The organism is Streptantibioticus cattleyicolor NRRL 8057 = DSM 46488 (genome assembly GCF_000240165.1).
Classification (GTDB): domain Bacteria; phylum Actinomycetota; class Actinomycetes; order Streptomycetales; family Streptomycetaceae; genus Streptantibioticus; species Streptantibioticus cattleyicolor.
The window spans coordinates 1,185,830-1,204,132 of sequence record NC_017586.1 but is presented as its reverse complement, the minus strand read 5'-3'; the positions used below and the strand labels follow the sequence as shown (position 1 = coordinate 1,204,132).

At 71.6% G+C, this 18,303-nt stretch carries 17 protein-coding genes; 12 read left to right on the top strand and 5 right to left on the bottom strand.

Annotation, left to right across the window (positions count from 1 at the left end; translation table 11 throughout):
- The first annotated feature begins 77 nt into the window (after nt 1-77).
- From SCATT_RS05105 to SCATT_RS05060, 10 genes are all read left to right on the top strand, one after another.
- Nucleotides 78-488 (top strand): Rieske (2Fe-2S) protein, encoded by a 411-nt coding sequence (locus tag SCATT_RS05105; protein ID WP_014141868.1) that lies wholly within the window; start codon nt 78-80, stop codon nt 486-488.
- Between the two features lie 82 nt (nt 489-570).
- Entirely contained in the window at nt 571-2,664 is a 2,094-nt protein-coding gene (gene uvrC, locus SCATT_RS05100; protein WP_014141867.1) for an excinuclease ABC subunit UvrC, read from the top strand.
- Nucleotides 2,661-3,584: an RNase adapter RapZ gene (gene rapZ, locus SCATT_RS05095; protein WP_014141866.1), complete on the top strand. Its 924-nt coding sequence runs from the start codon at nt 2,661-2,663 to the stop codon at nt 3,582-3,584. The genes uvrC and rapZ overlap by 4 nt, the downstream gene beginning before the upstream one ends.
- A 23-nt stretch (nt 3,585-3,607) precedes the next feature.
- Nucleotides 3,608-4,594: a gluconeogenesis factor YvcK family protein gene (locus SCATT_RS05090; RefSeq protein ID WP_014141865.1), complete on the top strand. Its 987-nt coding sequence runs from the start codon at nt 3,608-3,610 to the stop codon at nt 4,592-4,594.
- Nucleotides 4,585-5,562, top strand: coding sequence for a DNA-binding protein WhiA (gene whiA / locus SCATT_RS05085; protein ID WP_014627522.1), 978 nt, complete (start codon nt 4,585-4,587; stop codon nt 5,560-5,562). Before SCATT_RS05090 ends, whiA begins: the two co-directional genes overlap by 10 nt.
- A gap of 187 nt (nt 5,563-5,749) precedes the next feature.
- The gene (gene gap / locus SCATT_RS05080; protein ID WP_014141863.1) at nt 5,750-6,754 is read left to right on the top strand and encodes a type I glyceraldehyde-3-phosphate dehydrogenase; all 1,005 of its coding nucleotides are present in this window, start codon (nt 5,750-5,752) and stop codon (nt 6,752-6,754) included.
- Between the two features lie 93 nt (nt 6,755-6,847).
- On the top strand, nt 6,848-8,071 hold the full coding sequence (locus SCATT_RS05075) for a phosphoglycerate kinase (protein ID WP_014141862.1): 1,224 nt from the start codon (nt 6,848-6,850) through the stop codon (nt 8,069-8,071).
- Nucleotides 8,072-8,076: 5 nt separating this feature from the next.
- Nucleotides 8,077-8,853, top strand: a complete 777-nt coding sequence (gene tpiA / locus SCATT_RS05070; protein WP_014141861.1) for a triose-phosphate isomerase — start codon at nt 8,077-8,079, stop codon at nt 8,851-8,853.
- 101 nt (nt 8,854-8,954) lie between these two features.
- Nucleotides 8,955-9,191 carry a preprotein translocase subunit SecG gene (secG, locus tag SCATT_RS05065; RefSeq protein ID WP_014141860.1) on the top strand — a complete coding sequence of 79 codons (237 nt, stop codon included), beginning with the start codon at nt 8,955-8,957 and terminating at the stop codon, nt 9,189-9,191.
- Nucleotides 9,192-9,376: 185 nt separating this feature from the next.
- Nucleotides 9,377-9,712, top strand: a complete 336-nt coding sequence (locus tag SCATT_RS05060) for an RNA polymerase-binding protein RbpA (protein WP_078590626.1) — start codon at nt 9,377-9,379, stop codon at nt 9,710-9,712.
- Nucleotides 9,713-9,817: 105 nt separating this feature from the next.
- On the opposite strand, the gene pgl is transcribed toward SCATT_RS05060, so the two are convergent.
- The 5 genes from pgl to tkt are packed head-to-tail and all read right to left on the bottom strand — an operon-like array spanning nt 9,818 to nt 16,456.
- The gene (gene pgl, locus SCATT_RS05055; RefSeq protein ID WP_014141858.1) at nt 9,818-10,600 is read right to left on the bottom strand and encodes a 6-phosphogluconolactonase; all 783 of its coding nucleotides are present in this window, start codon (nt 10,598-10,600) and stop codon (nt 9,818-9,820) included.
- Nucleotides 10,597-11,691, bottom strand: a complete 1,095-nt coding sequence (gene opcA, locus SCATT_RS05050) for a glucose-6-phosphate dehydrogenase assembly protein OpcA (protein WP_014141857.1) — start codon at nt 11,689-11,691, stop codon at nt 10,597-10,599. Before opcA ends, pgl begins: the two co-directional genes overlap by 4 nt.
- Nucleotides 11,688-13,214, bottom strand: a complete 1,527-nt coding sequence (gene zwf, locus SCATT_RS05045; protein WP_014141856.1) for a glucose-6-phosphate dehydrogenase — start codon at nt 13,212-13,214, stop codon at nt 11,688-11,690. Before zwf ends, opcA begins: the two co-directional genes overlap by 4 nt.
- A gap of 5 nt (nt 13,215-13,219) precedes the next feature.
- A complete protein-coding gene (gene tal, locus SCATT_RS05040; RefSeq protein WP_014141855.1) occupies nt 13,220-14,338 on the bottom strand; it encodes a transaldolase in 1,119 nt (372 codons plus the stop codon).
- A 39-nt stretch (nt 14,339-14,377) separates the two neighbouring features.
- The gene (gene tkt / locus SCATT_RS05035) at nt 14,378-16,456 is read right to left on the bottom strand and encodes a transketolase (RefSeq protein ID WP_014141854.1); all 2,079 of its coding nucleotides are present in this window, start codon (nt 16,454-16,456) and stop codon (nt 14,378-14,380) included.
- Nucleotides 16,457-16,835: 379 nt separating this feature from the next.
- Here tkt and SCATT_RS05030 point away from each other — a divergent pair, with 379 nt between their 5' ends.
- Nucleotides 16,836-17,786: a heme o synthase gene (locus tag SCATT_RS05030; RefSeq protein ID WP_041824445.1), complete on the top strand. Its 951-nt coding sequence runs from the start codon at nt 16,836-16,838 to the stop codon at nt 17,784-17,786.
- 114 nt (nt 17,787-17,900) lie between these two features.
- Nucleotides 17,901-18,242, top strand: coding sequence for a hypothetical protein (locus SCATT_RS05025; protein WP_014141852.1), 342 nt, complete (start codon nt 17,901-17,903; stop codon nt 18,240-18,242).
- Nucleotides 18,243-18,303 lie beyond the last annotated feature (61 nt).

The following is an 18,303-nucleotide window of genomic DNA, read 5'->3' as shown; positions in this document are numbered from 1 at the left end:
GGTACGTAGGCGCCGCGCCCCGCCACCCGGCGGGGCGCGGCCCCGACAGGGACCACGTACCGAGCCCGGAGACCACCATGTCCGACCACCCCGCAACCCGCCGCACCGTGCTCCAGTCGGCCGCCGTCGCCTCGGTGGCCTGCCTGGGGCTGAGCGCCTGCGGCGGCCCCAAGCCGATGCCCGAGACCGACCTCGGCAGCCCGGAGCAGGTGCCGGTCGGCGGCGCCAAGGTCTTCCCCGAGCAGCGGGTGATCGTGGCCCAGCCGGCCAAGGGCTCCTTCAAGGCGTTCAGCGCCCGCTGCACCCACCAGGGGTGCGTGGTCGGCGGCAACGTCGACAGCCACGGCGTGGTCACCTGCCCGTGCCACGGCAGCCGTTTCAACACCGCCACCGGCGCCGTGGTGCAGGGCCCCGCCGACGCCCCGCTGGACACCGTCCCGGTACGGGTCCGCGGCGGCAAGCTGATCGCCGGCGGCGCCCAGGGCTGACCCGGCGGACCGGCGCCACCGGGCGACCGGCTCCGTGCCCGCCCGCGCACGGATCGTCGGTCCCCACCAGTAGGGTGAAACCATGGCCGACCCCTCCAGCTACCGCCCGAAACCGGGGCAGATCCCCGACTCGCCCGGGGTCTACAAATTCCGCGACCAGCACGGCCGCGTCGTCTACGTGGGCAAGGCCAAGAGCCTGCGGCAGCGGCTGTCGTCGTACTTCCAGGACATCGCCAACCTCCACCCGCGCACCCGGACGATGGTGACCACCGCCGCCTCCGTGGAGTGGACGGTGGTCACCACCGAGGTGGAGGCGCTGCAGCTGGAGTACTCCTGGATCAAGGAGTTCGACCCCCGCTTCAACGTCAAGTACCGCGACGACAAGAGCTATCCCTCGCTCGCCGTCACCATGGGCGAGAAGTTCCCCCGGGTCCAGGTCATGCGCGGCCCCAAGCGCAAGGGCGTGCGCTACTTCGGCCCGTACGCGCACGCCTGGGCCATCCGCGAGACCGTCGACCTGCTGCTGCGGGTCTTCCCGGTCCGCACCTGCTCCGCCGGGGTCTTCAAGCGCTCCGAGCAGATCGGCCGCCCCTGTCTGCTCGGCTACATCGGCAAGTGCTCCGCGCCCTGCGTCGGCCGGATCTCCCCCGAGGACCACCGCGAACTCGCCGAGGAATTCTGCGACTTCATGGCCGGCCGCACCGGCACCCACCTGCGCCGGCTGGAGAAGCAGATGCAGGAGGCGGCGGCCACGATGGAGTACGAGAAGGCCGCCCGGCTGCGCGACGACATCGAGGCGCTCAAACGCGCCATGGAGAAGAACGCCGTCGTCCTCGCCGACGCCACCGACGCCGACCTGATCGCGGTGGCCCAGGACGAACTCGAAGCCGCGGTGCAGATCTTCCACGTCCGCGGCGGCCGGGTCCGCGGCCAGCGCGGCTGGGTCACCGACAAGGTCGAGGCGGTCGACACCGCCGGGCTGGTGGAGCACGCGCTCCAGCAGCTGTACGGCGAGGAGAGCGGGGACGCGGTCCCCAAGGAGGTGTTGGTGCCCGCGCTGCCCGACCCGGTCGAGCCGGTCGCGCAGTGGCTCGCCGGACGCCGCGGCTCCCAGGTGGCGCTGCGCATCCCGCAGCGCGGCGACAAGAAGGACCTGATGGCCACCGTGGAACGCAACGCCCAGCAGGCGCTGGCGCTCCACAAGACCAGGCGCGCCTCCGACCTGACCACCCGTTCCCGCGCGCTGGAGGAGATCACCGAGGCGCTCGGCCTGCAGACCGCGCCGCTGCGCATCGAGTGCTTCGACATCTCCCACCTCCAGGGCGACGACGTGGTCGCCTCCATGGTCGTCTTCGAGGACGGCCTGGCCCGCAGGAGCGAATACCGGCGCTTCCAGATCAAGTCGTTCGCCGGCCAGGACGACGTACGCGCCATGCACGAAGTGGTCTCCCGGCGCTTCCGCCGCTACCTCGCGGAGAAGCAGCGCACCGGCGAGTGGGACGAGCCCGGACCGCCGGACGCCGCCGCGCTCCCGGCGCCGGACGCCGCGCTCCACCCCGGCGAGGAGGGCCCGGCCGGCCCCGTCGACCCGGAGACCGGCCGCCCCCGCAGGTTCGCCTACCCCCCGCAGCTCGTCGTCGTCGACGGCGGAGCGCCCCAGGTCGCCGCCGCCCAGCGGGCCCTGGACGAGCTGGGGGTGACCGACGTCGCCGTCTGCGGCCTGGCCAAGCGGCTGGAGGAGGTCTGGCTGCCCGGCGAGGACGACCCGGTGATCCTGCCGCGCACCAGCGAGGGCCTCTACCTGCTGCAACGCGTCCGGGACGAGGCCCACCGGTTCGCCATCGGCTACCAGCGCGGCAAGCGCTCCAAGTCGATGCGCACCGGCGCCCTGGACACGGTGCCCGGCCTCGGCGAGACCCGCCGCAAGGCGCTGCTGAAACACTTCGGCTCCCTCAAGCGCCTGCGCGCCGCCACCATCGAGCAGATCTGCGAAGTACCGGGCATAGGCCGCACCACCGCCGAGTCGGTGGCCGCCGCGCTCGCCCAGGCTTCACCCCCCGTTCCCGCAGTCAACACCGCGACTGGAGAGATCATGGACGACGAGGGGGCGGCCACCGGAGAGCACGTCCCGGACGCCCCGGCCCGGCCGGGGGAGGAACGGGGACAGGAACCATGAGCGAGACCCACGGAGACGGAGCACACGTGAGTACCGGCGGAGCGGGCGAGGCAGCGGAGGCCATCCCCGAACTGGTGATCATCTCGGGCATGTCCGGGGCCGGGCGCAGTACGGCCGCCAAGTGCCTGGAGGACCTCGGCTGGTTCGTGGTGGACAACCTGCCGCCCGCCCTCATCCCCACCATGGTCGACCTCGGCGCCCGCTCCCAGGGCAACGTCGCGCGGATCGCCGTCGTGGTGGACGTCCGCGGCCGGCGGTTCTTCGACAACCTGCGGGAATCCCTCGCCGACCTCGACACCCGCAACGTCAAGCGGCGCGTCCTGTTCCTGGAGGCATCCGACGACGCCCTGGTGCGCCGCTTCGAGTCGGTGCGCCGCCCGCACCCCCTCCAGGGCGACGGGCGCATCGTCGACGGCATCGCCCAGGAACGCGACCTCCTGCGCGAACTGCGCGGCGAGGCCGACCTGGTGATCGACACCTCCAGCCTCAACGTGCACGAGCTGCGCGCCAAGATGGACGCCCAGTTCGCCGGTGAGGAGGAGCCCGAACTGCGGGCCACCGTCATGTCGTTCGGCTACAAGTACGGCCTGCCCGTCGACGCCGACCTGGTGGTCGACTGCCGCTTCCTGCCCAACCCGCACTGGGTGCCAGAGCTGCGCCCCTACACCGGGCTCAACGACGAGGTGGCCACCTACGTCTTCAACCAGCCCGGCGCCAAGGAGTTCCTGGACCGCTACGCCGAACTGCTGCACATCATCGCGGCCGGCTACCGCCGCGAGGGCAAGCGCTACGTGACCATCGCCGTCGGCTGCACCGGCGGCAAGCACCGCAGCGTCGCGATGTCGGAGCGGCTGGCCCGCCGCCTCTCCTCGGACGGCGTCGAGACCGTGGTCGTCCATCGCGACATGGGGCGCGAGTGATCCGCACCAGGAACGCGCGCCGGATGCGCCGCAGCGTACGCCGCCTCGGCGCCACCCCCAAGGTGGTGGCGCTCGGCGGCGGCCACGGGCTGTCGGCCTCGCTGGCCGCGCTGCGCCGGATAACCCAGGACCTCACCGCGGTGGTCACCGTGGCCGACGACGGCGGCTCCAGCGGCCGGCTCCGCGACGAGCTCGGCGTGCTGCCCCCCGGCGACCTGCGCAAGGCGCTCGCCGCCCTGTGCGGTGACGACGAATGGGGGCGCACCTGGTCCAAGGTGATCCAGCACCGGTTCACCAGTAAGGGTGAGATGCACGGCCACGCGGTCGGCAACCTGCTCATCGTCGCGCTGTGGGAGCAGCTCGGCGACCCGGTGGCGGCGCTGGAGTGGGTGGGCCGCCTGCTCGGCGCGCACGGCAGGGTGCTGCCGATGTCCGCGGTCCCGCTGGAGCTGGAGGCCATCGTCCGCGGCCACGACCCCGAACGCCCGGACGAGGTGGGCACGGTACGCGGCCAGGCCACGGTGGCGCTCACCCCCGGTGAGGTGCGCGAGGTCCGGCTGGTGCCGCAGGACCCGCCGGCCGTGCCGCAGGCCGTGCAGGCCGTCCTCGACGCCGACTGGGTGGTGCTCGGCCCCGGTTCCTGGTTCTCCTCGGTCATCCCCCATCTGCTGGTGCCGGAGCTGGCCGAGGCGCTGACGCAGACCCGGGCCCGGCGCGTCCTCACCCTCAACCTCGCCCCGCAGCCGGGGGAGACCGCGGGCTTTTCTCCGCAGCGTCACTTGGAGGTTTTGGTCCGACACGCCCCTAAACTCACCATCGACGTGGTGCTGGCCGACGAGGCCGCCGTACCCGACCGCGACAGCCTGGACCGGGCCGCCGCCGGGCTGGGCGGCACGGTCGAACTGGCCCGGGTCGCCGCCCCGGACGGGCCGCGGCACGACCCGGAGCTGTTGGCCGCCGCGTACGACCGGATTTTTCGGATGCATGGAAGGATCGGCCCATGGCGATGACGCCAGCGGTGAAGGACGAGATCTCCCGGCTTCCCGTCACCCGTACCTGCTGCCGCAAGGCGGAGGTGTCGTCGATCCTGCGGTTCGCGGGCGGACTCCACCTGGTGAGCGGGCGCATCGTGATCGAGGCGGAGCTGGACACCGGGATCGCTGCCCGGCGACTGCGCAAGGACATCCTGGAGATCTTCGGCCACCCCTCGGACCTGGTGGTGATGGCCCCCGGCGGGCTGCGCCGCGGCAGCCGGTTCGTGGTCCGGGTGGTGGCCGGCGGGGACCAGCTCGCCCGGCAGACCGGCCTGGTGGACGGGCGCGGCCGGCCCATCCGCGGACTGCCGCCGCAGGTCGTCTCGGGGGCGACCTGCGACGCCGAGGCCGCCTGGCGGGGCGCCTTCCTCGCCCACGGTTCGCTCACCGAGCCCGGCCGCTCCTCCTCCCTGGAGGTCACCTGCCCCGGACCGGAGGCCGCCCTCGCCCTGGTCGGCGCCGCCCGCCGGCTCGGCATCCCCTCCAAGGCCCGCGAGGTACGCGGGGTTGACCGCGTCGTCGTCCGCGACGGTGATGCCATCGGCGCGCTGCTGACGCGGCTGGGCGCCCACGAGTCGGTGCTCGCCTGGGAGGAACGGCGGATGCGCCGCGAGGTGCGGGCCACCGCCAACCGGCTCGCCAACTTCGACGACGCCAACCTGCGCCGTTCCGCCCGCGCCGCGGTCGCGGCCGGCGCCCGGGTGCAGCGCGCCCTGGAGATCCTCGGCGACGACGTCCCCGAACACCTGGCGGCGGCCGGCCGGCTGCGCATGGACCACAAGCAGGCGTCCCTCGAGGAGCTGGGGTCGCTCGCCGATCCGCCGCTGACCAAGGACGCGGTGGCCGGCCGGATCCGCCGGCTGCTGGCCATGGCCGACAAGCGCGCCGCCGACCTGGGCATCCCGGGCACCGAGTCCAACCTGACCGAGGAGATGGTGGGCTGACCACGGGCGCTCCGCGAGGGTTCACCGGTTCCCGGCCGGCCGCGTCACCGTGCCGGGAACGCCCTCGGTCGCACGGCGTGCTCGATGTCACCGAGCGGAGCCGGGGGAGGTAGGGTCGGGGGTGGTCGGGGACATCCCAAACGGCGCAGCCGGAGTGTATCCGGCACATCAACGAGGAGATCGGTTCGTGACGATCCGCGTAGGCATCAACGGCTTTGGCCGCATCGGTCGTAACTTCTTCCGTGCCGCGCTCGAGCAGGGTGCGGACCTGGAGATCGTGGCTGTCAACGACCTGGGCGACACGGCGACCACCGCGCACCTGCTGAAGTACGACACGATCCTGGGCCGCCTCAAGGCAGAGGTGAGCCACACCGAGGACTCCATCACCGTCGACGGCCACACCATCAAGGTGCTCTCCGAGCGCAACCCGGCCGACATCCCGTGGGGCGAGCTCGGTGTCGACATCGTCATCGAGTCGACCGGCATCTTCACCAAGGCCGAGGACGCCGGCAAGCACCTCGCCGGCGGTGCCAAGAAGGTGATCATCTCCGCGCCCGCAAAGGGCGAGGACATCACCATCGTCATGGGCGTCAACAACGAGAAGTACGACGCCGCCAAGGACAACATCATCTCCAACGCCTCCTGCACCACCAACTGCGTGGCGCCGATGGCGAAGGTGCTGCTGGAGAACTTCGGCATCGTCAAGGGCCTGATGACCACGGTCCACGCCTACACCAACGACCAGCGCATCCTGGACTTCCCGCACAAGGACCTGCGCCGGGCCCGGGCCGCCGCCGAGAACATCATCCCGACCACCACCGGTGCCGCCAAGGCCACCGCGCTGGTCATCCCGGAGCTCAAGGGCAAGCTGGACGGCATCGCCATGCGCGTGCCGGTGCCCACCGGCTCCGTCACCGACCTGGTGGTCGAGCTGGAGCGCGAGGTGACCAAGGAAGAGGTCAACGCCGCCTTCCTGAAGGCCGCGCAGGGCGAGCTCAAGGGCATCCTGGAGTACACCGAGGACCCGATCGTCTCCTCGGACATCGTCAACTGGCCGGCCTCCTGCACCTTCGACGCCTCCCTGACCATGGTCCAGGGCAAGTCCGTGAAGGTCATCGGCTGGTACGACAACGAGTGGGGCTACTCCAACCGCCTCGTCGACCTCACCACCTTCGTCGGCGGCCGGCTCTGACCTGACGGTCGGCAACCGCGCGATGTACAAGGTCGGGGCCCGAACGACACCGGCGTCGTACGGGCCCCGACCCATGACCCAGGAGTCAACACCATGAAGACGATCGACGACCTCTCGGTCGCGGGCAAGCGGGTGTTCGTCCGCGCCGACCTCAACGTCCCCCTGTCCGGGCAGGACATCACCGACGACGGCCGCATCCGGGCCGCCGTACCGACCATCGCCAAGCTCGCCGAGCGCGGCGCCAAGGTGATCGTCGCCTCCCACCTGGGCCGTCCCAAGGGCGCCCCCGACCCGCAGTTCTCGCTCCGCCCGGTCGCCGGACGGCTGGGCGAACTCCTCGGCAAGCAGGTCACGTTCGCCACCGACACGGTCGGGGACAGCGCGAAGGCCACCGTCGCCGCCCTGGCCGACGGCGAGGTCACGCTGCTGGAGAACCTACGGTTCAACGCCGGTGAGACCGCCAAGGACGACGCCGAACGCGGCGCGTTCGCCGACGAGTTGGCCACCCTGGCCGACCTGTACGTGGGCGACGGCTTCGGTGCCGTGCACCGCAAGCACGCCTCCGTCTACGACCTGCCGGCCCGGCTGCCGCACGCCGCGGGCGGGCTGATCGCCACCGAGGTCGGTGTGCTCCAGCGGCTCACCGAGGACGTCACCCGCCCCTACGTGGTGGTGCTCGGCGGCGCCAAGGTCTCCGACAAGCTGGCCGTCATCGACAACCTGCTGGAGAAGGCCGACCGCATCCTGATCGGCGGCGGCATGGCGTACACCTTCCTCAAGGCCCAGGGCCACGAGGTCGGCAAGAGCCTGCTCCAGGAGGAGCAGGTGCCGGCGGTCACCGAATACCTGGAGCGCGCCAAGGCCAAGGGCGTGGAGTTCGTGCTGCCGGTCGACGTGGTCGCCGCCGCCGACTTCCCGGACCTGAAGACCAAGGCCCCCGCCGACCCGCGGGTCGTCCCCGCCGACGCCATCCCCGCGGACCTGGAGGGGCTGGACATCGGTCCGCGCACCCGTGAGCTGTTCGCCGCCCAACTGGCCGACGCGGCCACGGTGTTCTGGAACGGTCCGATGGGCGTCTTCGAACACCCCGACTTCGCCGAGGGCACCCGCGCGGTGGCCCAGGCGCTGGTCGACGCGGCCGGCTCCTCCGCGGCCGACGGCGCCTTCACCGTGGTCGGCGGTGGCGACTCGGCCGCCGCGGTACGCACCCTGGGCTTCGACGAGAACGCCTTCGGCCACATCTCCACCGGCGGCGGCGCCAGCCTGGAATACCTCGAAGGCAAGACCCTGCCCGGTCTCGCCGCACTTAAGGACTGAACCGCATGAGCACTCGCACCCCGCTGATCGCGGGCAACTGGAAGATGAACCTCAACCACCTCGAGGCCATCGCCCACGTCCAGAAGCTCGCCTTCGCGCTCACCGACAAGGACCACGACGCCGTGGAGGTCGCGGTCCTGCCGCCCTTCACGGACCTGCGTTCGGTGCAGACCCTGGTCGACGGCGACAAGCTGCGCATCAAGTACGGCGCGCAGGACCTGTCCGCGCACGACTCGGGCGCGTACACCGGTGAGATCTCGGGCGCCATGCTGGCCAAGCTCAAGTGCGCCTTCGTGGCCATCGGCCACAGCGAGCGCCGCCAGTACCACGGCGAGACCGACGAGCAGGTCAACGCCAAGGTGAAGGCGGCCTACCGGCACGGCCTGACCCCGATCCTGTGCGTCGGGGAGGGGCTGGAGGTCCGCGAGGCGGGCAACCAGGTGGCCCACACCCTCGCCCAGGTGGACGGCGCCCTGAAGGACGTCCCGGCCGACCAGGCGCGCACCATCGTGATCGCCTACGAGCCGGTGTGGGCGATCGGCACCGGCAAGGTGGCCACCCCCGAGGACGCCCAGGAGGTCTGCGGGGCGATCCGCGCCCGGCTGGCCGAGCTGTACGACGCCGGGGTCGCCGACGCCGTGCGGATCCAGTACGGCGGCTCGGTGAAGTCCGGCAACATCGCGGCGATCATGGCCCAGGCCGACGTGGACGGCGCCCTGGTCGGCGGCGCCTGCCTGGACGCCGACGAGTTCGTGAAGATCGTCCGGTACGGGGAACAGTAGGCTGACGGCCTGCTTCCGAAGTACCCTGACGGGGGCCGGGCGGGGTGTCCGCCCGGCCTCCCGAGGCTTTGCAACATGTCACCGAGAGAGTTGGTCCAGCCGTGGTTATCGGGTTCTCCATCGCCCTCATCGTCTTCAGCCTGCTGCTGATGCTGCTGGTCCTGATGCACAAGGGCAAGGGCGGCGGTCTGTCCGACATGTTCGGCGGCGGCATGCAGTCCTCCGTCGGCGGTTCCTCGGTCGCCGAGCGCAACCTGGACCGGATCACCATCGTCGTCGGTCTGCTCTGGTTCGCCTCCATCGTGGCGCTCGGCCTGGTGCTGAAGTTCAAGCACTGAGCGGCCCGGCGGGCGGGGCGGTCCTCTACTCCCCTGCGCAGCGGCACAACTGACGGCCCGTCGTCTGGGCGCTTATCATGGGACGGCGTCCTTCCGAGCCGGGCTGTTGGCCTGCCACTGGACGACACGTAAGGTCCCCGTAAACTGGACGACCTCGCAGCAGCATCACGCAGGGAGTTACGACCGTGGCAAGTGGCAACGCGATCCGTGGCAGTCGGGTCGGAGCGGGGCCGATGGGGGAGGCCGAGCGCGGCGAGTCCGCGCCCCGCCTTCGCATCTCCTTCTGGTGCTCGAACGGGCACGAAACCCAGCCGAGTTTCGCCAGTGACGCGCAGATCCCGGACACCTGGGACTGCCCTCGGTGCGGCTTCCCGGCCGGGCAGGACGAGAACAACCCGCCGGCTCCGCCGCGCACCGAACCGTACAAGACCCACCTGGCGTACGTCCGGGAACGGCGCAGCGACGCGGACGGCGAGGCGATCCTCGCCGAGGCCCTCGCCAAGCTGCGCGGAGAGATCTGAGCCACCGGTCCCGGCCGCACGGCCGAGCCGGAGGGTGAGAACGGTGAAGCGGCCCGGCCGCGCCATCCCGTGAGGGGTGACGCGGCCGGGCCGCTTCACGTGGCCTCAGGCCGAGGCCGGCGGGTAGAGCTGCTTGGGGAGCTGGGCGGCGGCGGCCCGGTCCAGCAGCCACAGGGTGCGACCGCGGCCGTACGCGCCGGCCGCCGGGGCCTGGATCTCCCCGGCCCCGGCCAGCGCGATGGCGACCGCGTTGGCCTTGTCCTCGCCGGCCGCCAGCAGCCACACCTCACGGGCGGCGCGGATCGCCGGCAGCGTCAGCGACACCCGGTTCGGCGGCGGCTTCGGCGCCCCGCGCACCCCGATCACCGTGCGCTCTGTCTCCCGCACCCCGGGGTGCTCGGGGAAGAGCGAGGCGACGTGGGTGTCCGGGCCGACGCCGAGCAGCAGCACGTCGAACGTGGGCACCGGGCCGTGGTCCGCCGGGCCGGCCGAGGCGGCCAGCTCGGCCGCGTAGGCGTCGGCCGCCGCGTCCACGTCGTTGCCCCAGGCGCCGCCGGCCGCGGGCATGGCGTGCACCCGTGCCGGATCGAGCGGTACCGCGTCCAGCAGGGCCTCGCGGGCCTGGGTGGCGTTGCGCTCCGGGTCGCCCTCGGGCAGGAAGCGCTCGTCGCCCCACCACAGGTCGAGCCGGGACCAGTCGACCGCGTCCCGGGCGGGCGCCTCGGCGAGCGCCGCGAGCAGCGCGTTGCCGTTGCGCCCGCCGGTGAGCACCACCGAGGCGGAGCCGCGGGCGGCCTGGGCGTCGACGATCTTGGTGATCAGCCGGGCCGCCGCGGCCTTGGCCATCAGCTCCTTGTCGCGGTGGACCACGACCTGGGGTGCCGTCACGAGGACCGCTCCCCCTGGCCGCCGCCGGCCGCCGCCCCGGCCTTCGCCGACATCTTCCCGGCGGACCTGCGCGAGCCGGTCTCCTTGGTCCCGTCCTCCTTGGGGGTGGACTCCTGGGCGGCGGGCTGCGACTCGGTGGCCGGCGTCCCGGCCTTGCCGGTACCGCCGTGGGTCAGCTTCTCCAGCCCGAACTGCACGGCCGACTTGTAGATGTCGTCCGGGTCCAGCCGGCGCAGCTCCTCGGCGATCAGCTCGGCCGTCTCCCGCCGCTTGAGGGCGACGTGCCGGTCGGGCTGGCCGGGCATGGCCAGCTCGGCCAGGGCGCCGTCGGCACGGTCCAGGCAGATCACGCCGTCCGCGGTGGACAGCCGTACCGCGGTGAGCCCCGGGCCGTCGGTGACCCTGCGCTCCACGGGCACCCCGAGCCGGTCCGCCAGCCACATCCCGAGCAGCTCGGTGCTGGGGTTGTACGGCTCGCCCTCCACCACGGCGGAGGTGATCCGGGAGTGCTTCTGGTCCAGCGCGGCGGCGAGCATGCTGCGCCACGGGGTGGTCCGGGTCCACGCCAGGTCGGTGTCGCCGGGGGAGTAGGCCGCGGCCCGTGCCTTCAGCGCGGCCAGCGGGTCCTCGGCCGCCGCGGCGTCGGTGATCCGGCGCTGCGCCAGCTTGCCCAGCGGGTGCTCGGCCGGGCGGTCCGGGGCGTCCTCCGGCCACCAGACCACCACGGGGGCGTCCGGCAGCAGCAGCGGCAGCACCACCGAGGCGTCGTGGTGGGCGAGTTCACCGTGCAGCCGCAGCAGCACGGTCTCGCCGGTGCCGGCGTCGGAGCCGACCCGTACCTCGGCGTCGAGCCGGGAGGTCGCCCGGTCCCGCGGCGAGCGGCCGGGCCGCTTGATGACCGCGAGTATCCGGGAGGGGTGCTCCCGGGACGCCTCCCCGGCCGCCTTGAGGGCGTCGTAGGCGTTGCCCTCGTCGGTGACGATGACCAGGGTGAGCACCATACCGACGGCCGGCGTACCGCTCGCCCGGCGCCCCTCGACGAGAGCCTGGTTGATCTTCGACGATGTGGTGTCCGTGAGATCGATCTTCATGGCCGACGCCAGCTCCTGCCGTCTCGTGCGAGCATCTCGTCCGCCTCGGCCGGCCCCCAGGTCCCGGCCGGGTACTGGGCGGGCGTGCCGTTCTTCTCCCAGTACTCCTCGATCGGGTCGAGGATGTTCCAGGAGAGTTCGACCTCCTGGTGGCGCGGGAAGAGGTTGGCGTCGCCGAGCAGGACGTCCAGCAGCAGGCGCTCGTACGCCTCGGGGCTGGACTCGGTGAAGGACTCGCCGTAGGCGAAGTCCATCGTCACGTCCCGGACCTCCATGGAGGTGCCCGGCACCTTGGAGCCGAACCGCACCGTGACGCCCTCGTCCGGCTGGACCCGGATGACCAGCGCGTTCTGCCCCAGGTCCTCGGTGGCCTGGGATTCGAACGGCAGGAACGGGGCGCGCTTGAAGACCACCGCGATCTCGGTGACCCGGCGGCCCAGCCGCTTGCCGGTGCGCAGGTAGAACGGGACGCCCGCCCAACGGCGGTTGTTGATGGTCAGTTTGATGGCGGCGTAGGTGTCCGTCCTGGACTTGGGGTCGATGCCCTCCTCCTCCAGGTACCCGGGCACCTCCTGGCCGCCCTGCCAGGCCCGGACGTACTGGCCGCGGACCGTGTGCCGGCCCAGGTCCTCCGGGAGCTCCACGGCCGACAGGACCTTGAGCTTCTCGGCCACCAGCGCCTTGGGGTGGAAGGAGCCGGGCTCCTCCATCGCGGTCAGCGCCAGCAGCTGGAGCAGGTGGTTCTGGATGACGTCCCGGGCGGCGCCGATCCCGTCGTAGTATCCGGCCCGGCCGCCGATGCCGATGTCCTCGGCCATGGTGATCTGGACGTGGTCGACGTAGGACCGGTTCCAGATCGGCTCGAACATGGTGTTGGCGAACCGCAGCGCCAGGATGTTCTGGACGGTCTCCTTGCCCAGGTAGTGGTCGATGCGGAAGACGTCGGACGGCTGGAAGACCTCGTGCACCACCCGGTTGAGTTCCTGGGCGCTGGCCAGGTCGTGGCCGAACGGCTTCTCGATGACCGCGCGCCGCCAGGAGTCGCCCGGGCCCTCGGACAGGCCGTGCTTCTTCAGCTGCGCGACGACCTTGGGGAAGAACTTCGGCGGCACCGAGAGGTAGAACGCGAAGTTGCCGCCGGTGCCGCGCGCCTTGTCCAGGTCGTTGATGGTGGCCCGCAGCGTCTCGAACGCGTCGTCGTCGTCGAACTCGCCGGGTACGAAGCGGAACCCCTCGGCGAGCTGCTGCCAGACCTCCTCCCGGAACGGGGTCCGCGCGTGCTCCTTGACGGCGTCGTGCACGACCTGGGCGAAGTCCTCGCTCTCCCAGTCACGGCGGGCGAAGCCCACGAGCGAGAAGCCCGGGGGCAGCAGACCGCGGTTGGCCAGGTCGTACACCGCGGGCATCAGCTTCTTACGGGACAGGTCGCCCGTGACTCCGAAGATGACCAGGCCGGACGGCCCCGCGATGCGCGGGAGCCGCCGGTCCGCCGGGTCACGCAGCGGGTTGCTGCTGCTGGTCACGGTTCTCAGGCCCCCGGTCCGGCGAGCCGCTTGAGCTCGGCCTCGGTCGACTTGAGCAGGTCGTTCCAGGACGCCTCGAACTTCTCGACGCCCTCGTCCTCCAGCACCTGGACCACGTCGTCGTAGTCCACGCCGAGGCCGGCCAGCGCGTCGAGGACGCCCTGGGCCTCCTGGTAACGGCCGCGGATGGTGTCACCGGTGACCTCACCGTGGTCGCCGGTGGCGTGCAGGGTCGGCTCCGGCATGGTGTTGACCGTGTTCGGGGCGACCAGCTCGGTGACGTACAGGGTGTCCGGCAGCGCCGGGTCCTTCACGCCGGTGGAGGCCCACAGCGGGCGCTGCTTGTGGGCGCCGGCCTTCTCCAGCGCCGCCCAGCGCTCGGAGCCGAAGACCTCCTCGTAGGCCTGGTAGGCGAGGCGGGCGTTGGCCAGGGCGGCCTTGCCGCGCAGCGCCTTGGCCTCCTCGCCGCCGATCTTGTCCAGCCGCTTGTCGACCTCGGTGTCCACCCGGGAGACGAAGAAGGAGGCGACCGAGCGGATGCCGGCCAGGTCGATGCCGGCCTCCTTGGCCTTCTCCAGGCCGGACAGGTAGGCGTCCATCACCGCGCGGTAGCGCTCCAGGGAGAAGATCAGCGTGACGTTGACGCTGATGCCGCGCCCGATGACCTCGGTGATGGCCGGCAGCCCCGCCTTGGTGGCCGGGATCTTGATCAGGGTGTTGGGCCGGTCCACCAGCCAGGCCAGCTGCTTGGCCTCGGCGACGGTGGCCCTGGTGTCGTGCGCCAGGCGCGGGTCGACCTCGATGGAGACCCGGCCGTCCTGGCCGTCGGTGGCGTCGAACAGCGGGCGCAGGATGTCGGCGGCGTCGCGGACGTCGGCGGTGGTGATCATGCGCACCGCCTCCTCCACGGTCACCCGGCGGGCGGCCAGGTCGGCCACCTGCTCCTGGTAACCCTCACCGGACGAGATCGCCTTCTGAAAGATGGTGGGGTTGGTGGTCACGCCCACGACGTGGCTGGCGTCGATCAGTTCGGCCAGGTTGCCGGAGGTGATCCGCTGCCGCGACAGGTCGTCCAGCCAGATCGCGACGCCTTCGTCGGAGAGGCGCTTGAGTGCGTCCGTCATGAGTACTGCATCTCCTCGATAGGGAAGTCTTGGGCGCGGTCAGCGGGCCGCGGCGGCGATGGAGTCACGGGCGGCGGCGGTCACGGCTTCCGCCGTCAGCCCGAACTCGCGGTAGAGGACCTTGTAGTCCGCGGAGGCGCCGAAGTGCTCCAGCGAGACGATCCGGCCGGCGTCCCCGACGAAGCGGTACCAGGTCAGGCCGATGCCGGCCTCCACCGCCACCCGGGCCTTGACGCTCGGCGGCAGCACCGAGTCGATGTACGCCTGGTCCTGCTCCTCGAACCACTCCACGGACGGCATGGAGACCACCCGGGTGGGGACCCCCTCGGCCTGGAGGGCCTCGCGGGCCTCGACGGCGAGCTGCACCTCGGAACCGGTGCCGATCAGGATCACCTGGGGGGCGCCGCCCTCGGCCTCGAAGAGCACGTAACCGCCCTTGGCGGCGTCCTCGTTGCGGTCGTAGGTGGGCACGTTCTGCCGGGTGAGGGCGAGGCCGTGCGGGGCCGGGTTGGCCGAGTAGCGGCGGGTGATCTCGCCCCAGACCACGGAGGTCTCGTTGGCGTCGGCCGGGCGGACGACGTTGAGCCCCGGGATGGCCCGCAGCGCGGAGAGGTGCTCGACCGGCTGGTGGGTCGGGCCGTCCTCGCCCAGGCCGATGGAGTCGTGCGTCCACACGTAGGTGACCGGCAGCTTCATCAGCGCGGCCAGCCGCACGGCCGGGCGCATGTAGTCGGAGAAGACCAGGAAGGTGCCGCCGTAGATGCGGGTGTTGCCGTGCAGCGCGATGCCGTTCATGGTCGAGCCCATGGCGTGCTCGCGGATGCCCCAGTGCACGGTGCGGCCGTACGGGGAGGCCTCCGGCAGCGGGTTGCCCTCCGGCAGGAAGGACGAGGTCTTGTCGATGGTGGTGTTGTTGGAGCCGGCCAGGTCGGCCGAGCCGCCCCACAGCTCGGGCAGCACGCCGCCGAGCGCCTTGAGCACCTCGCCGGAGGCCTTGCGGGTGGCCACGTCCTTGCCGGTCGGGAAGACCGGGAGCTTGGCCTCCCAGCCGGCCGGCAGCTCACCGGCGGCGATCCGGTCGAAGTCGGCGGCCCGCTCGGGGTTGGCGGCCCGCCACTCCTCGAACCGCTTGGTCCACTGGGCGTGGGCCTCCCGGCCGCGCTCGACGACCCGGCGCGCGTGGGCCAGCACCTCGTCGGCGACCTCGAAGTGCTGGTCCGGGTCGAAGCCGAGCACCCGCTTGGTGGCCGCGACCTCGTCCTCACCCAGCGCCGAGCCGTGCGCGGCCTCGGTGTTCTGGGCGTTGGGGGCCGGCCAGGCGATGATGGTGCGGGCCGCGATCAGCGACGGGCGCGAGGTCTCGGCCTGCGCCTCCTTCAGCGCCCGGTGCAGCGCCTCGACGTCGAAGTCGCCGCTGGGCGCCTGCTCGATGCGCTGGACGTGCCAGCCGTAGGCCTCGTAGCGCTTGAGGACGTCCTCGGAGAAGGCGGTCTCGGTGTCGCCCTCGATCGAGATGTGGTTGTCGTCGTAGAGCGCGACCAGGTTGCCGAGCTTCTGGTGGCCGGCGAGCGAGGAGGCCTCGGCGGAGATGCCCTCCTCCAGGTCGCCGTCGGAGACGATGGCCCAGATGGTGTGGTCGAACGGGGACTCCCCGGCCGGCGCCTCCGGGTCGAACAGGCCGCGCTCGTAACGGGCGGCCATGGCCATGCCCACGGCGTTGGCGATGCCCTGGCCCAGCGGGCCGGTGGTGGTCTCCACGCCGACGGTGTGGCCGTGCTCCGGGTGGCCCGGGGTGAGCGAACCCCAGGTGCGGAACGCCTTGAGGTCGTCCAGCTCAAGGCCGTAGCCGGACAGGAAGAGCTGGGTGTAGAGGGTAAGGCTGGTGTGGCCCGGCGACAGGACGAAGCGGTCGCGGCCGGTCCAGTTGGGGTCGCTGGGGTCGTGCCGCATCAGCTTCTGGAAGAGCAGGTACGCGGCGGGTGCCAGGCTCATGGCCGTGCCCGGATGGCCGTTTCCGACCTTCTGGACAGAGTCCATGGCCAGGACACGGGCGGTGTCCACGGCACGCTTGTCCAGCTCGGTCCATTCCAAGTCAGTGGTGGTCGGCTTCGTGCTCACCCTGGGTCAGGGCTCCTCTCCACATGTCTCACAACGCCGGCCGGCCGTCTGCCACCCGGGCGTTTTCGAGCCTACCCCTGGAGGGGGAGGCGTTCTGGCGACGTCTCATGCAACGGAAGAAAGACTTTGTTCATTCCCGATACATATTGTCTCCCGGTCCTCACCAGCGTCGTCCACCGGGGGTCGCCCCGCCCGCCGGACTGCTCCGAAACGGCACCCCGCCACCACCGGCACGCCGGGCCGGACCCGTACCGCCAACACGGGTGCCCCCCGCGACGGGTCGCGTAACGGCAACGTCTAGAGTGGCGTGGTACGCGCAAGGACTTGCCCGGTCTCCGCCTGGGGAGGACTTGCTGGTCTTCAACCCTTCCTCCCAGAGGTGTTCGTGACAGCCGTCGAATCCCGACCCTCCGGGGTCGTCGGGACGAGCCCTCGGCACCGGCCGTTCGGGGCCCGTGTCAAGGCGTTCGTGGCGCTGACCAAGCCACGCATCGTCGAACTGCTGCTCATCACCACCGTCCCGGTGATGTTCCTGGCGGCCCATGGGGTGCCCAACCTGTGGCGGGTGCTGATCACGATGGTCGGCGGCTACCTCTCGGCGGGGGGCGCCAACGCGCTCAACATGTACATCGACCGGGACATCGACGCGCTGATGCACCGCACCGAGCAGCGTCCGCTGGTGACCGGGATGGTCTCGCCGGCCGAGTGCCTGGTCTTCGGGATCACCCTGTCGGTGGTCTCCACCTTGATGTTCGGCTTCCTGGTCAACTGGCTGTCGGCCGCGCTCTCGGCCGCGGCCATCCTCTACTACGTCTTCGTCTACACCCTCTGGCTGAAGCGTCGCACCGCGCAGAACATCGTGTGGGGCGGTGTGGCCGGCTGTCTCCAGGTGTTCATCGGCTGGTCCGCCGTCCGCAACGAACTGGCCTGGGCGCCCTTCGTCCTCTTCCTGGTGCTGTTCTTCTGGACGCCGCCGCACTACTGGCCGCTGTCGATGAAGGTCAAGGACGACTACGAGCGGGTGGGCGTGCCCATGCTGCCGGTCGTCGCGGGCAACGTGGTGGTCGGCAAGCAGATCGTCCTCTACAGCTGGGCGATGGTCGCCGTCTCGCTGGCGCTGTGGTGGCCGGTGGGCGCCACCGGCTGGTTCTACCCGGTGGTCGCCACGGTGCTGGGCGCCTTCTGGCTGAAGGAGGCGCACGCCCTCTACGGCCGCGCCAAGGCCGGGGTGACCGGGGCCGGCCTGAAGGAGATGCGTCTCTTCCACTGGTCGATCACCTACGCGACGCTGCTGTTCGTCGCGGTGGCCGTGGACCCGTTCGTCCGCTGAGCCGCGGACGACGAAGCCACCTGGGCCGGTCCGGAACCCTCCGGGCCGGCCCTTGGCGTTGCCGGCCGCGGACCGCTCTTCCTCGCACGATTACCGGCGAGTAGCATCCTGGTCATGGCAGAGACCACCGTTGACCAGTCCACCGCGCCCGACCAGCGGGCCGAGCGGCGCGCCCACCGGCTCGCCCGGCAGATCACGGCCTTCGCGCACGGCCACGGCGGCGCCGAGGGCCACTACGCCCACATCGGCGCGATCGGCACCCGGATCGTGCTGGTCGGCGCCGACGGCCGCTGGGGCGACCTGGTGGCCCCCTCCTACGAGGTGGCGCGCAAGGCCGTCGAGCACGCCGGGATCACCGTCCACGACTCCTTCGACGGCGACTTCGCCGCCAAGGTGAGCACCGGCCCGTACGAGTGGAAGCGGATGGCCGGTATCCAGCTCGGCGGACAGGGCTGATCGATAGGCTCGCCACCGGTGCCGTCCGGTGGGCGCCCGGCCACCCGCCGGGCGGGACGAC